Below are 15,433 nucleotides of genomic sequence, written 5' to 3'. Positions count from 1 at the left end.
ATTTTTTGCTTCGTCATATGACAAATATTTTCAATTTCAAGTACGTTTTTGTGATAATAATTGTAGCTTTATGGCTGTTTAAATAGGTATGTACTTAATAAATACATTATGCATAGATCAAATAATAATTACAATTGGGCTAGAACAATATTTGTTGTAGCGTTGGTCGTTGGCCTTGGATGGATGTCTTCTCCGGTAATGGCACACGGCACGGAAGTGTGTTTGGCAGATGGTGATACTACCGTACATGTGGTTGCAGATGTACAGCCGGAGTTTAACGGGAATCTGAATCAATGGCTCGGGGAGAATATCATGTACCCGGAAGAGGCTCAACAGGAGCGTATCGAGGGTAAAGTGTTCGTGACTTTCACGGTAGAAAAAGACGGGGCAATATCTCATGTTACCGTCGTGCGTTCGGCTCACCCGATTCTGGATGCGGAGGCTGTGCGCGTGATCCAAAGTATGCCGAAATGGAAACCCGCCATGATGAACGGTGAAGCGGTACGTTTTTCCAAGACTTTGCCGATCACGTTCAAATTGGCAGAGGAGCAATTGACTTACGAGCAATACTTGAAGAATCTGGAAGAGGAGCAAGAGTTGCTGAAACAAGGCAATCAATTAACGCCGGAGGAACAGGCAGCCCGCGTAGAGGCTTTCAAAAAACAGTTGGGAGATGATGCCACGCTTTACAAATTGTTGCTGGAAAAGAGTCAGGCTATCAAAGGCGAGATTGACAGTGTGGTGAAAGCTCAAACCAAAGTATTGAAGTTGAAAAAGACGGATGTAAAAGAATTGACAAAAATATACGAGAACGAGATTGACGCGAAGATCAAATTGATTGAAAGTCTGGGAACAGATGATTTTGTCAGTAAGTTTGTATCTTCCGAGATCAAGATGAGACAACTCGAGATGGACAAGATGTTGCAGATAAAAGATTTATTGAAAGATCGTTTTAAACTCTATTTCGAGAATTATATTTTGCAGCAATAATTATTACAAAGTATTAAATGACGGGTCGGGATGTAAATACCCCGACTCGTCATTGTTAAATTCAGTCTTAAGATAAGACATTTCAATAATTTTGTCATATATTTGACACTCCAAGATAAGACTATATGGTGATAGAGGATAGTGTCATATTAAATTCAATCCGGAATAATAAACCAGAAGGTATACATTTACTTTTTGATCGATACTATCGTCCGTTAGTTCTATACGCGGATGAATTCTTGAAGGACCAAGCTACTGCCGAAGATCTGGTTCAAGAGTTGTTTTTAAAATTATGGGAGGGTGATTATCTCTTGGAGGTATCTGAAAAGAATCTGGCGACTTATCTGTTTTCCGCGATAAGGAATAAATGTCGTACTTATTTTGAAAAGAAAGATGTTTTGCAAAAACGGGAAATGTTGGAAGATGTTGACATCCCGGTAGAGATGGTCGTGCGGATTGACGAGGAACGGATGGACATCGTGATGAAAGAAGTCAATCTTCTTCCCGAGCGCACCCGACAGATCGTGGAGTGTATCATGTTGAGGAACTTGAAATATAAAGAGGCTGCCGAGGAATTGCACATTTCTGTAAATACCGTAAAATTCTTGCTTAATAAAGGTATTGTGCGTCTGCGCGAACGTCTTGCTCATAGAAGCAGCGAAATTCTTCTATTTTTCTTGCGTCGCTTACACTTGTTTTAGTATTGGGAGATAATGTATTAGGATTTTCTAGGAAAAAAAACGGAAAAATACCTACCCATTTTTCTATTTTTTCTGTCTTCCTAGAAAAATATGTATTCGTATGCCAATACAAGAGGAAATATATGAACTGATATTCACGAAACTTAGTCAAGGGCTTGACAAGAACCGGAAGGAGTGTCTGCAGGCGTGGCTGGATGAAAGTGAACAAAACAGAAATGCTTACCGGGAAATTTGTTCTTTATGGTATAGTGGCAAATGGGCTTATAAAAGAGAACAAATACAAAAATCCGAAGGATGGGAGAAAATACTTGAAATCAAGAAAGGAAGACGGAAGAAACGTTTACTCAAAATATGGAGTGCGGGAGTTGCAGCTTCTGTTGTATTGATTATGGGAGCCTTTTTCGTGTCCCGATTTATGGATAGAGGACATGTAGAGCGAGTGACGGAATCCAGACAGGCTAATGTAACATTGATTCTGGCTTCAGGTGAACGAGTGGATGTAGGTCATAGGACAGACCGGATGATTCGGGAAGCCGGATCGGTGATTCGTTCGGATTCCGCGTTGCTGGTTTACGAGGAACATAGCATCGATACTCTTTCGGAAGAGACCGTGTATAACGAACTCGTTGTTCCGAAATGCGGGGAATATAAATTGCGTCTCTCGGATGGAAGTTTAATCGTCTTGAACTCGGAATCCAAACTCCGGTATCCCGTGAATTTTAATGGTGATACCCGTGAAGTCTTTTTATCCGGGGAGGCTTATTTCGAGGTGGCGAAGCATCCCGGTAAGTCTTTTGTGGTTCACACGGATCATGCGGATGTTCAGGTATTGGGGACATGGTTTAATGTTTCAGCCTATCCGGATGAGGAAAACACGGAGGTTACTCTTTTGAACGGAAGCGTACAGGTGGGGCGTGAAGAGGAACAAGCCATATTATTGCCCGGACAGCAATTTTTATTGAATAACCGAACATCGGAAAAGACAATACGTGACGTGGACACGAGCGTGTATGTCGCTTGGACTCGTGGTTTATTCCGGTTTGACGCGATGCCGCTGGAACAGTTGATGTTGAAATTGAGTCGCTGGATTCCTGTTACTTACACGTTTAAAGATGAAGCGATAAAGAAAATTCGCTTTACCGGGGGATTTCGGAAATATGACGACGTGGATCATACGCTCAAGATGTTGGAAGAAATTATAAATATTTCATTCAAAAGAAAAGGGCAGGAAATAATCATAGATTGGTACCAAAACTAACATAGAACGTAAAAACTTAAAATTCAAATTTATGGAAAAAAATCAAAAGGAAGGGCCTGAACCTTTACGGTACAGGTCGTGGAAGCTTTATACTGTCATGAGATTGACTTTGTTGATGAATGTCTTCTTTGTGCTTTTCTCTTTTGGAAATGGTTTTTCTCAAAAGAGGGTTACGATAGATTTGGGTGAGACAACGATAAAGGAAGCTCTGGTCGAATTTCAACGTCAAACCAATAAGATTGTAATTTACAGCGACGAGCATTTGGCCAATGACCAACGGGTGGTACTGAATTGTAAAGATGTGGAACTGGAAGAGTGTTTGAAGTTAATCTTGAAAGGAAGCGGTATGACTTATCGTTTTGAGGATGATTATATCTTGATAGTCCCTCTTAAAGTCTCTGAACAGGATTCTACTAAAACCGTCGCTAAAGTGGTTATTTCGGGTGTCGTGAAGGATACTGAAGGACTTCCTCTTCCGGGAGTGACGGTGCTGTTGAAAGGTATGAAGTTGGGGACTTCAACAAACTCGAAAGGGGAATTTACTTTGGAAATACCAAAAGTAAAAGATAAGGAAATACGCCTTGTCTTCTCTTTTATCGGTTTGCGAACGAAAGAAGTGATCTATAAAGAGAATGAACAGAAAACTCCGTGGGTGATCGTGATGGAAGAAGATATCCGGCAGTTGGGAGAGGTGACGGTAAGTACCGGTTATCAAACCGTGAACCGGAAAGATATGGTGGGGGCGTACACGACGGTAAGGGCTTCCGATATCATGCAACCGGTATATACTTCTGTCGACCAGATGCTGCAAGGGCGGGTAGCCGGAATGATCGTGATGAATACCAGTTCCCGGGTGGGGACGAATCCTAAAATACAGATTCGGGGAACCTCCACGATATTGGGGAATCAGGATCCGTTGTGGGTGGTTGACGGTATTATCCAACCGGATCCGCTTCCCTTGGACGTATCCTCTACCATGACGGAAGATTTGAAAAATGTACTCGGTAATCAGATTTCTTGGTTGAATCCTTCGGATATAGAAACGATCACCGTGTTGAAAGATGCTTCGGCTACGGCGATATACGGTTCGAAAGCCTCGAACGGGGTTATCGTTATCACGACCAAAAAGAGTAAAACCGATCGTCTGAGCGTGAATTATACGGCGAATTTTTCTTTCAAACAGAAACCCAGTTACGGGATGTTCAACATGATGAATTCCCGCGAGCGTATTGATTACTCCAAGGAAGCCTACGAGAACGGGGGACGTTTCATTGCAGAGCCTGTGGCACAGACTTCGTCGTACGAGGGATTGATGAGGCTTGTCGCGAGCAAAGAAATCACGATAGAAGAGTATGGAACTTACTTGGAGAGGCTGGAAACCGTGAATACCGACTGGTTTGATATATTGACACAAAATGGTTTTAGCCACAATCACAATCTCAGTCTGATGGGCGGATCGGAAAAAGTGACTTATAATTTGTCATTTAACTTTAGTGATGACCAAGGGCAGGAAATTGGCAACTCTGCCAAGAAAATGGGACTTCGGTTAAGAGTGGGTGCGCAATTGCTGAAGAATTTGAACGTGGACGCTTCCGTCATTTTAGCAAGGGGAGATAACCGAACTTTCGGTCCGGGAGTCAACCCGATGGAATATGCCAAATCAACAAGTCGGGCTCTGCCCGCTTATGACGAGAACGGCGCTCCCCTCTATTATTTGAGAAGTAATCCTTATGCTCCCGCGGGTAAAGACATCCTTTACAGTTATAATTTTGAAAACGAGCGAGATAATAGTTACGCCAAGGCGTTTAATATGAATACGAATGCCTCCCTCAACTTGAATTGGGATGTTACTTCATGGTTCCGTTATGAATTGGTACTTGGTTACACGGAGGTATCGAATACTTCCAAATCATTCGCGGGTGAGCAAACGTATCATATTGCTTCCAAGTACAGGGGATATGATTACGGTACGGCAGAACCCGGAAGCGATGAATTTAAATCCGCCATGCTGCCTTTCGGGGGGGAATACATGACTTCATACCTTTCGAATAAAAGTTATAACATTCAAAACAAATTTGTATTTAGCAAGACTTTCAATGAAGATCATCGGTTGAACGCGATGGCAGGAATTGAGGTGCGTTCGGAGGATGCGGACGGTACGGCAAACACGGTATGGGGGTATACTCCGGACAGGGGGAATGGCTTGGTCGCACCGACCGGATTGAAACAGTTGGTGACAGCAGAGACTCCCAAAGATTGGGGTATATTGCAGGCTTTGTATAGTGGCGGATGGAAAGAAACGGATCAGGTGAATAACTATCTTTCCTTGTTTGCCACCGTGGCTTATTCTTACAAAGATAAATATGTATTCAACGCGAATATTCGTTCCGATGCCTCGAATGCTTTTGGGCAAGACGTGAATAAACGTATGGACCCGACTTATTCTTTTGGTGTTTCTTGGCGGATGGCTGAAGAACCTTTTATAAAAAATCATATCAGTTGGTTGAACCAATTGAATTTCAGAGCGACTTACGGGGTGCAGGGAAATTCTGTAAATACGGTAAGCCCTGAAATGATTTTAGGAAGATATAGTACAGTTTTCAAGCCATTTAACGAGTACGGGGCGGGAATACGTTCTTTACCTAATCCTAACTTGAAATGGGAACGGACGAAATCTTGGAACTTGGGATTCGATTTACAATTGTTCAACGGGATTACCATGAACCTTGAATATTACGGACGCTCATCTGATGCGATTGTCGCGCAAAAGATTCCGGAAGAGTATGGAATATCTTCAATGAACATTAACGGGGGAAGAATCACGAACCACGGTGTGGAGTATTCGGTTCATTTTACTCCTTTCCAACGAAAAGATTTCGCGTGGACGATAGGGATCAATAGTTCCAAAAACTGGAATAAAGGCAGTTCTGTCAATGAAGTCAGTACACCTGATTTAAGTGAGTATTTGTCTGGCTCCTCCAGTCGTGTTTTAAAGAAAGGCTATCCGATATCTGCCATCTGGTCTTTCTCCTTTGCCGGATTGGATCCCGAAACAGGTTATCCGACGTTTAATTACATGGATTTTGAGGAAACGGATTCAAAAATGGACCCGACAGAGTATCTGGTGTATTCCGGTCAGACAGATCCTTACTTTACGGGCGGGTTGAATACCCGTTTGCGTTACAAGGACGTTTCTTTTGGCGCGGACTTCTCTGTCCTTTTAGGAGGTAAAAAACGGTTGCCGAGTTTGTACTCGGGAGAAAGAGGAAGTGTATTTATGCCGGATCCGTTTATCAACGTGGATAAAGAAATTGCTAAACGTTGGCGAGAGCCGGGTGATGAAAACAAGACCAAGGTTCCCGCGATTTACACGAGCAGCAATTTTAGTGATTATTGGGTAAAGAGACCGGATGGAGGTAGTTCGAATATGTATGAGATGTGGGATAAATCCGATTTCCGGGTAGTTAGTGCCTCTTTCCTGCGTTGTACCCAGATGTCATTGACATGGCGTGTTTCCGGGGAATGGTGTAAGAAACTTTATTTGACCAATTTGTCTATCAGTGCTTACGTGAACAATGTATTTGTGATTGCCAGCAAGAAATTCAACGGTTTCGATCCGGAATTGGGGAACAGTGTCATGCCTCGTACTTATTCTTTGGGAATTAATATTGGATTTTAAAATGGAAGTTTATGAAAAAGATGATGTTATATTTTTGGGGAATACTGCTCGTGTGTGCTTCTTGCAGTGATTTTTTAGAGCCGAGATCAAACACGCAATTTATACCGGAAGATGTTTCCGCTTTGCGGGAACTGATGATTGCGGAGGTATATACGCTGAATATTGCCATGGCCGGACCTTTGGTGCTTTTGGATGACGATGTTGACGGGGGCGAATTTATAGAGGGAAGGACAAGTGCGGTTGAAGGTCCCTTGGCTGCTTTTAGTTGGCAACCCGATATGTTTGAGATATTTGGAGCCGCGGGTATGAGTGACCAATGGTTTGCCCTGTGGAGAGACGGGTATAGCAGGATATTAGGGTGTAATGCCGTGCTTGATTATGTCGATGATGTAAATGGCCTTGAAGAGACTAGAAATGAGCTGAAAGCACAGGCTTTTACTATGCGTGCCTTTAATTATTTGTATATCGTGAATATATTCGGGGCCCCTTATTCTTATGATAAAAAAGCATTGGGCGTTCCGTTAAAACTGAATAGTAATATCGAGGAATCGTTGATGTCCCGGAATACGGTGGAAGAATGTTACGCCCGCATCGAGAAAGATTTGTTGGAGGCAGAACGACTGTATTTGACTATACCTGTGGAAAAACGATGGAGACCGGACTATAAAGCCAGTCTGCCGATGGCGCAATTGTTATTGTCCCGCGTGTACCTTGAAATGGAGAATTGGGAACAAGCTCACAAGTACGCGGAAAAGGTGATTTCCGATTACGCTTTTCGGTTGAAGGATTTGAATGAATTTGTACCCACGGAAGACGTACCTTATTATGATTTCTGTAATGTAAATTGCCCGGAGCAAATATTTTCTTATTCTCAAAATGGTTGCTTGACTGTTTTCCCGAGGGAGGGAATACCTAAAAACAGGTGGAATTATGTCGCTTCTCATGGTCTGTTGAAATGTTATTCGGAAAGTGATTTGAGAAAAGACAATTACATTATTGATGAACCCGGGTGTAAAAAAGAAGCTCCCGAAGGCATGCCTTGGGATACGTTGGTACGTCGTCCTGTCGGGAAGTATGGTGTGAATTCTAATCGGAGCGTGATTGAAAGCGCTCAATCTGTATTGAGTCTTCGGGTGGCTGAAGCGTATTTGAATTCTATGGAGGCGGCAGCATTCTTGTACAAGGCGGGAGACGCCCAAATGCAGACAAAAGCCATGGAACGTTTGGAAGATTTACGCTATATGAGATATCGTAGAAAAGACTATCGGAAATTGAGTGTTTTTTCCGATGCGGAAGCATTGATCACTTATATCCGTGAAGAGCGTCGCCGGGAACTTTGTTTCGAGGGGCATCGTTGGAATGACCTAAGAAGGTACGGGATGCCGGAAATAAAGCATCGCTGGAACTTGGATGGGAATCAATGGGTGGAATACACGCTAAAAGAAAAAGATCCTGCTTATACACTTCCTATTCCGGAATCGACACGAACGAGAAATTCATCGTTGGTGCAAAATCCTTTAGCCCCCAAGCGGGAAGGCGTAGCTGTGCGATAATGTATAATTTAAAACATCGATTATGAAAATGAGATATTTATTGTTGTTGATCACGGGACTAAGTCTTTTTTTAGGCGGTTGTTACGATGAAGACAAGGCTGTGCCGTCCGGGGATTATTCTCCCGTGCGTTTTGAATTCCCGCAGGGGAGTGAATCGTGGGATAAACTTTTTGAGCAAATGTATGATGATTTTGGTATTTGCGTGATTTATAAGGATTTTACACCGGGAGATTTGAATAAAAACTGGACGATCTCTGCCGGTGGAGATTGGACCGGACATCCGGTTCCAGATGACCATATGCCGAAATACGAGGATTTGTTAAAGAATTATTTGGTTCCTTTCTTGGGGAAAAAAGAGATCGTGGAGGCATGTTCCCCGCTCTATCTTTATTTGGCTGAAGATTTAGGGGGAGGCATGGCCTCCTATGGGATGGATTTGGGTGTCAACTTGAAGGGGTTGGATTTTTGGGCTATCGGTCTGGTCGATACGATAAAGATTATATTTCCATACGAGGGTGTCGAGGATTTTAGAAAAGGACTTGTGAGCTTCGTGTATAATCAGATCGTGGAGAATGCTGTTGTAAAAGGTTTGGTGCCGGAACCGAATGATTTCCAGTCGGGGATAGATTATAAGACGGAGGTTGAGAAATCCGATGCGGAAGATCCGAATTATTACGCGACTCGGGGTTTTGTCGGTCTTATTACTTATTCAGAGCCCGGGGTTGCTTTCTGTTGTATATTTTCTTGGAGTGATTATTGGTACGGGAATATAGAACAGATGGTCACGGCGAAAGGAGGTGATTTTATGATGTTCACCCGTGCGGCAATGCGTTGGACGAAAGAAGAGTTTGAGGAGAAATTCCCACCCGAAAAATATCCTCTGGTAAACGCACGCTACAAGATGGTCGTCGAACAATTTAAGAATTACGGGTTTGACTTGCCGGGATTTGCAAAGAAAGTAAAGGAATTACCTACACCATTCTAAGTTTCTGGAAGATTTATTTTCTCCGGTTAGAAAACAGGGGGATCGTGTGTCGGTCTTCCTGTTTTTACTTTTTGCCACTTTGTCAGTTCTCGTGTAACTATGCGTCATTTTCAGACGTATATTACAAGTTGGTACATGGTTTGTATTAACATATTACAGAATGTATAAATTATAAAAGTATGGCCTATATAGATTACTATAAGATTTTAGGAGTTGATAAAAGTGCTTCGCAGGATGCCATCAAGAAGGCTTTTAAAAAGTTGGCCAGAAAGTATCACCCGGACTTGAACCCGGATGACCCGAATGCCAAGCTACGTTTTCAAGAGATAAACGAGGCAAACGAAGTATTGGGCGATCCGGAGAAACGGAAAAAGTATGACCAATACGGGGAAAACTGGAAACATGCCGATGAGTTCGAGGCTCAAAGGCAGCGCCAGCAACAGCAAGGCGGCGGTTTCGGTGGCGGCGGTGGTGCTTACTGGTCGTCGGAAGGCGGTTTTTCCGGCATGGGGGGTGATGGGGAATTCTCGGACTTCTTCGAATCCTTGTTCGGTTCCCGTCGTGGCGGAGGGCGTTCTGCCGGATTCCGGGGACAGGACTATAACGCGGAATTACACCTGTCATTTCAAGATGCGGCACATACCCACAAGCAGATATTAACGGTAAACGGAAAGAATATAAGGATCACCGTTCCCGCGGGAGTGGCGGACGGGCAGACCATCAAGTTGAAGGGACAAGGCGCTCCCGGCGTGAATGGCGGTCCGGCAGGAGATTTGTATATCACTTTCGTGATAGCCGAAGACCCCGTGTTCAAACGCTTGGGGAATGATCTGTACGTGACGGCACCGCTGGATCTCTACACCGCAATTCTCGGCGGAGAACAAATGGTAGACACCATGGACGGGAAAGTGAAATTGAAAGTAAAACCCGGCACGCAAAACGGGGCTAAAGTAAGGTTGAGAGGCAAAGGATACCCCGTCTACAAGGAAGACGGCAAGTTCGGCGATCTAATCGTGACTTACTCCGTGCAGATACCGACCGACTTGACGGAGAAGCAGAAAGCGTTGTTCAAGGAATTACAAGGTCTTAAATAAAACGTGTCAGTTATGCAAACAGATTTGATTATAATTAAAGAATATTGCCGGCAAAGTCATGTCGATCCGTCGTTTATCATCTCTCTGGAAGAGGATGGATTAATCGATATTCAGGTCGTTGACGGCGAACGTTATTTACCTGTTGAGCAATTGGGAGATCTGGAACGGTTTGTGCGTTGGCATGAAGACCTGTCCGTGAACATCGAGGGTATCGGTGTCATCCATGAATTGATGGGACGTATGCACGATATGCAACGGGAACTCGACCGTATGCGTCGGGAACTTCGCTTGTTCCATGCCGATTACCGGAATACCCCGGAAGAGTATTGAGAAATTTGAAATAAATAGTGAAAAGGCAAAGAGATTTTTGAGAAAGGCTCTTTGCTTTTTTGTTTTTTATTTATATATTTATCAACAATTTTAAGCGTGTGTAACTTTAATGAAAATACTATGACTACTACCCGTTGTTTGATAAATAGTTTAATCACAATGCTTTTCTGTATATATGGGGGAGCAGGTATTTCCGGTTTGAAAGCGAGTGTAATCTTTTCTGGAACAGTAGAACGGGACACGACCGTGTATCTCGTGGCGGATGAAGCTCCGCGATTCGAAGGTGAATTGGAAACATGGTTGGGTGAAAACATCCGCTACCCTCAAGAGGCGTGGGATAACGAGATTGCCGGACGGGTGATTATGGCATTCGTGATAGAGCCGGACGGGAGTATTTCGGGGGTCAAGGTGTTACGAGGTGCCCATCCCTCTTTGGAAATGGAGGCAACACGGGTTATCGGGGCAATGCCGAAATGGAGCCCGGCAAAGATTGGCGGTAAGGCGGTGCGTTTTTACATGACCTTTCCTTTGCTTTTCAAAATAGAACAACCGATGGCGGGAATTCACTCTTACGAGGATTACGTGGCAATGTTAAATCGGGAAGCCGGGATTCCGCTGGATGAAGTGGCTGAAGAACAAGATCAGGAAATACTTCAAATTCTGATGGATAGAGAGCGTGTCCGATTCCGTACGGATGCGGAAGCCTATTTGTATTATCGAGAAGATTTACGAAAGAAAAAGAATGCGGTCACCACTCGTGCGGCAGGGTTACTTGAATGTTATAATTTCAAAAGTGCTAACATAAAAGTTCTGGCGGCAGTATTTGAACAGATTATCGGACAGGAATTAGCATTGGTTGAAGGGATTGGAAAGGAGAATTTCATAAAGCGATACGCCGCTCTCTCCCCCCGTATCCGGCATCTGCGGATGCAGGAAGAGGTACGGTTGAAGGATTGCATGAACGAGCGGGAACATCGTCTGTATTTCACGCGAGAAATTAGTCCTAGAATACAGGCTCAGGAAGAAGTTGTCGGCGATTCGTGCTCGTGTGGTTGTATCTTCCATATACTCTCGCCTCTGACTGCGTACAGGGATTTGAACTACGCGTTAGCAAAAACGGTAAGATATCCTATTGTCGCGCAGGAAAGGAATATTCAAGGGAAAGTCTGGTTGAGTTATACCGTGGGGATGGACGGGAAAGTATTCGCGGTGGAAATTCTGCGTAGTGCGGACCCCGTTTTGGACAAAGAAGCGGTAAGAGCTCTCAAAAGTATCACTTTCCCGGTGCCCCCATACTGCCTTCTGCACAAGCGTAGAGTGGCACTTCGTTCGGTAGCTCCTGTTAATTTCAGACTGCAATAGAGAATCAGATAGAAGAAGTTCAATCAATAATATATTACTTATGGCGTTTGTGATAAAAAGAGCGTGGAAAACAGGACTATTCCTGTTATTCACTTGTTGGTTCACGGGAGTATCGGTCGCGGAAGTTTCCGCTTCGCTCAAAGATTCGCTCTCGTACGAAAACTATTGCAAGATGTTGGAACGGGAAACTCGTGTCCCGGTATCCGAAATCCCGAATGACGAGGGAATGAAGTATTTGCAGGAACGAATCAAGGCAATGAAAAAAGAGTACGGGAACGACAAGCGGGCGTATACCGCGATGGTGGAGCAACTTCGGGTACATATCAGGCAGGAGTCCTATGACCATGCAAGGAGATTAATGATTACCGCGAAGTTGACGAATACCCGTATCGACGATCTGGAAGCGGTATGCTATTATTTTAACGGTGAGAAGTTGAAGTTGATGAAGGAACTTGGTCCGAAGAATTTTATTTATAATTATCTGGTGGCTTACCCGAAATTTGCTCACTTGAAAATTCTACAAGAGGCAAAAATACGGGAATTTATGAACGAGAACGACCGTCGTCGGCATTTCTTGAAGAATGTAATGCCCTACACTTTGTCTTATGGGCAGGTAGCAGACGAGGAGATGCTGAAAGATTGTTTTTACGTACAGATGCCGGTATTTGCCCAAGGAAACGTGATGGCATGGATTTCTCAAAATGTAAAGTATCCCCCTGAGGCAATAAAAATAAATGCCCAAGGGAAGGTTTTTGTCAGTTTCGTGATTGAAACCGACGGTTCTATCACAGACGTGAAGGTGGTAAAAGGATGCAATCCCTTTTTGGAGCAAGAAGCGAAGCGGGTAGTAAGATGCTTCCCGAAATACATCCCCGCTTGGTGTCCGATCAAAAAGCGCAGTTTCCGGACAACCTACACGGCGCCGATCAGTTTTCGGTTATCCTCACCCCCTCATTTGCCTGATGCTCTCTCTATGTCCGCCCGCGACTTACTTTGAGTCACGAGATACACCCCGGTAAAAACCAGCACGGCAGCCACGGGCTTATCCCACGTGAGGCGGTCTTGTCCCATAAGGATTGCCAGTGTGGCGGCAACGAGGGGTTGGGCGTAATTGTACATGCTGATTGTTGTCGGGCGGATGCGTTTCAACGCGATCGGGATAAAGAGATAGGCGAGGAATGTCGCAGCGAATACCACGTAAAACACGCTTGCCAAAGCGCTGAATGTCGTGTCGGGGGAGAATAGTTTTGCTTCTACCACTTCCTGTATGCTGAACGGGAACATGAGAATCGTGGAAAAAAGAAACATCCATTTCATCAACGTCACGGGACTGTAACGTTGCGCGATAGGTTTGGATATAACTAGATACGTGGCGTAACAGATCACGCTGATAAAACAAAGTAAATTACCCGTCATCGAGCTGCCGGAACCACCCGAAGTCCCTACCGCGTAAGAGTGCCAGATGATCAGCACCGCCCCGCAAGCCCCGATAAGTACTCCGCTCGCTTTTTTCGCGGTGATCGGTTCTTTCAAGATTAAGGCTGAAATCAACATCACCATCATGGGATTCATCGTCACGATCAGTCCCGCATCGATTGGCGATGTCATGCCAAGTCCTTTAATGAAAGTGAATTGATTCATGGTTGTGCCTAAAATGGCACAAAAAAACAGAATTAATAAATCTTTTTTACTTACTTTTTCGTTTAAGACAAACAAAGAGGTGATCCAAAAAGCGAGGGCACCGAATGACATGCGTAGGAACGTGAGCCCGATGGGGTCGATCCATTCCGGCATTAAGGTTTTGGCGATCGGAATATTCAATCCGAAGAGAATGTTAGCAGAGAAGATAGCGATGTGTCCGTGCCATTTATCTTTTGTCATAGGCTGATGTATCTATATTGTCATACGAAAGTAGCTTATTTTTGTAATATAAACAGTGAGTGTATGAAAAAAATAAAAGTGGGGCTATTGCCTAAAATTATCGTGGCGATTATTCTGGGTATAGTATGCGGATTTTTCTTTCCCGATTGGTTGGTAAGGATATTTTTGACCATAAATGGTCTGTTCAGTAATTTCTTGGGATTCATCATCCCCTTGTTGATCTTGGGATTGGTTGCCCCGGGTATAGCGGATCTCGGTAAGGGTGCCGGGCGTTTGTTGTTGATCACGGCTTTGCTGGCATACGGTTTTACCCTTTTCTCCGGCTTCTTCACTTATTTTGCCTGTGATCTGAGTTACCCGTGGTTGCTCGGTGATGCCGGAGAATTGCAACCGATAGAAGCCTCCGCGGCGGTGCTGCTGGTTCCCTATTTCACGGTGATGATGCCGCCGTTGATGGACGTGATGAGTTCTCTGGTTCTGGCATTTACTCTTGGCTTGGGAATGTCCGTGATTAACGGCGCAACCCTGAAAGGGGCAATGGAAGATTTCAAGGATATTATCAACAAAGTGATTGTCACCGTGATTATTCCCTTGTTGCCCTTGTATATCTTCGGTATATTTTTGAATATTTCCGGCTCCGGTCAGGTGTCCGGCGTGCTGGGCGTGTTCGTGAAAATTATCGTGGTCATATTCTTCCTGACCATTGTACTGTTGTTCATTCAGTTCTTTATTGCCGGGTTCGTGTCAAAGAAAAACCCGTTCCGCTTGTTCCGTAATATGCTTCCGGCTTACATGACGGCATTGGGAACACAATCCTCGGCTGCCACGATTCCCGTTACATTGGAACAGTCGATTAAAAACGGCGTGAACCGAGAACTGGCGGCGTTCGTGATACCGCTCTGCGCGACGATACACCTTTCGGGTAGTACGATGAAGATCGTGGCATGTGCCATGGCGATCATGCTTATGTCGAGTATGCCGATTTCTTTCGGGATGATGGCGGGCTTTATCTTTATGCTGGGTATCGCTATGGTTGCCGCTCCCGGGGTTCCGGGAGGAGCTATTATGGCAGCACTGGGATTGTTGCAGTCCATGCTCGGTTTCGATGAAACGGCACAAGGGTTGATGATTGCGTTGTATATCGCCATGGATAGCTTCGGTACGGCTTGTAACGTGACGGGTGACGGTGCTATCGCCGTGATCATGGATCGTATTAACCGGAACAGTAAGCATGTCGGCACGCGCGAAGAACTGGAAGAGGTAGCGGTAATCGAGTAATTCTCTCTATTACCTGTATGAGATAGGGTAGGAGTTAATATAATAGATAGTTTTACTAAGTATTAACGATAAATCAATTTCGATTTATTTCCTATTCAATTACTATTTTTTTACCTTTATAATAGGAGTTGAATGGGAGTTGAATAGGAGATGAATGGGAGTTGATATATAGAAAGTATAACTCTGATTCTATAATGGTACTTTTTTCAGTACTATCCTCTCCTTGTTAATTTCGGTTAATTGGCAGGTCGTGTGAAGATAGACGCACTATTCTTTACCGTGATTTCAATGTTGGAAACAACTTCTTTATGTGGGGTATAGG

Annotated in this window: 12 protein-coding genes; 11 read left to right on the top strand and 1 reads right to left on the bottom strand. The window is 44.2% G+C overall.

The annotated features are described in order from the left end of the window. Positions 1-108: 108 nt before the first annotated feature. The 10 genes from Q5866_RS09670 to Q5866_RS09625 all read left to right on the top strand — a co-directional run bounded on the left by Q5866_RS09670 (position 109) and on the right by Q5866_RS09625 (position 12,949). Positions 109-990, top strand: a complete 882-nt coding sequence (locus Q5866_RS09670) for an energy transducer TonB (protein ID WP_303179959.1) — start codon at positions 109-111, stop codon at positions 988-990. A 125-nt stretch (positions 991-1,115) separates the two neighbouring features. Next, complete coding sequence (locus Q5866_RS09665) at positions 1,116-1,691, top strand: sigma-70 family RNA polymerase sigma factor (RefSeq protein ID WP_099291781.1); 576 nt, start codon at positions 1,116-1,118, stop codon at positions 1,689-1,691. 100 nt (positions 1,692-1,791) lie between these two features. Continuing rightward, positions 1,792-2,949: a FecR family protein gene (locus Q5866_RS09660; protein WP_099291782.1), complete on the top strand. Its 1,158-nt coding sequence runs from the start codon at positions 1,792-1,794 to the stop codon at positions 2,947-2,949. A 31-nt stretch (positions 2,950-2,980) separates the two neighbouring features. After that, a complete protein-coding gene (locus tag Q5866_RS09655; protein WP_303179958.1) occupies positions 2,981-6,628 on the top strand; it encodes a SusC/RagA family TonB-linked outer membrane protein in 3,648 nt (1,215 codons plus the stop codon). A gap of 11 nt (positions 6,629-6,639) precedes the next feature. Beyond that, complete coding sequence (locus tag Q5866_RS09650; protein WP_292270240.1) at positions 6,640-8,181, top strand: RagB/SusD family nutrient uptake outer membrane protein; 1,542 nt, start codon at positions 6,640-6,642, stop codon at positions 8,179-8,181. 22 nt (positions 8,182-8,203) lie between these two features. Then, positions 8,204-9,166 (top strand): hypothetical protein, encoded by a 963-nt coding sequence (locus Q5866_RS09645; protein WP_292270242.1) that lies wholly within the window; start codon positions 8,204-8,206, stop codon positions 9,164-9,166. Positions 9,167-9,345: 179 nt separating this feature from the next. Beyond that, on the top strand, positions 9,346-10,260 hold the full coding sequence (locus Q5866_RS09640) for a DnaJ C-terminal domain-containing protein (RefSeq protein WP_292270243.1): 915 nt from the start codon (positions 9,346-9,348) through the stop codon (positions 10,258-10,260). Between the two features lie 12 nt (positions 10,261-10,272). Continuing rightward, a complete protein-coding gene (locus Q5866_RS09635; protein WP_099291786.1) occupies positions 10,273-10,590 on the top strand; it encodes a chaperone modulator CbpM in 318 nt (105 codons plus the stop codon). Between the two features lie 159 nt (positions 10,591-10,749). Then, on the top strand, positions 10,750-11,952 hold the full coding sequence (locus Q5866_RS09630) for an energy transducer TonB (RefSeq protein ID WP_292270246.1): 1,203 nt from the start codon (positions 10,750-10,752) through the stop codon (positions 11,950-11,952). A 40-nt stretch (positions 11,953-11,992) separates the two neighbouring features. Further along, positions 11,993-12,949 (top strand): energy transducer TonB, encoded by a 957-nt coding sequence (locus Q5866_RS09625; protein ID WP_292270249.1) that lies wholly within the window; start codon positions 11,993-11,995, stop codon positions 12,947-12,949. Here the strand turns inward: Q5866_RS09625 and Q5866_RS09620 are convergent. After that, positions 12,904-13,833 carry a DMT family transporter gene (locus tag Q5866_RS09620; RefSeq protein WP_292270252.1) on the bottom strand — a complete coding sequence of 310 codons (930 nt, stop codon included), beginning with the start codon at positions 13,831-13,833 and terminating at the stop codon, positions 12,904-12,906. The two genes, Q5866_RS09625 and Q5866_RS09620, sit on opposite strands and share 46 nt — an antisense overlap. 63 nt (positions 13,834-13,896) lie before the next feature. On the opposite strand from Q5866_RS09620, the gene Q5866_RS09615 reads away from it, so the two are divergent. Continuing rightward, on the top strand, positions 13,897-15,111 hold the full coding sequence (locus tag Q5866_RS09615; RefSeq protein WP_292270255.1) for a dicarboxylate/amino acid:cation symporter: 1,215 nt from the start codon (positions 13,897-13,899) through the stop codon (positions 15,109-15,111). Positions 15,112-15,433: the final 322 nt, after the last annotated feature.

Origin of the sequence: uncultured Butyricimonas sp. (assembly GCF_959596855.1) — a bacterium.
GTDB lineage: Bacteria > Bacteroidota > Bacteroidia > Bacteroidales > Marinifilaceae > Butyricimonas > Butyricimonas muris.
Note: the sequence above shows the minus strand (reverse complement) of the source record. Positions and strands in the feature narration are given on the sequence as shown.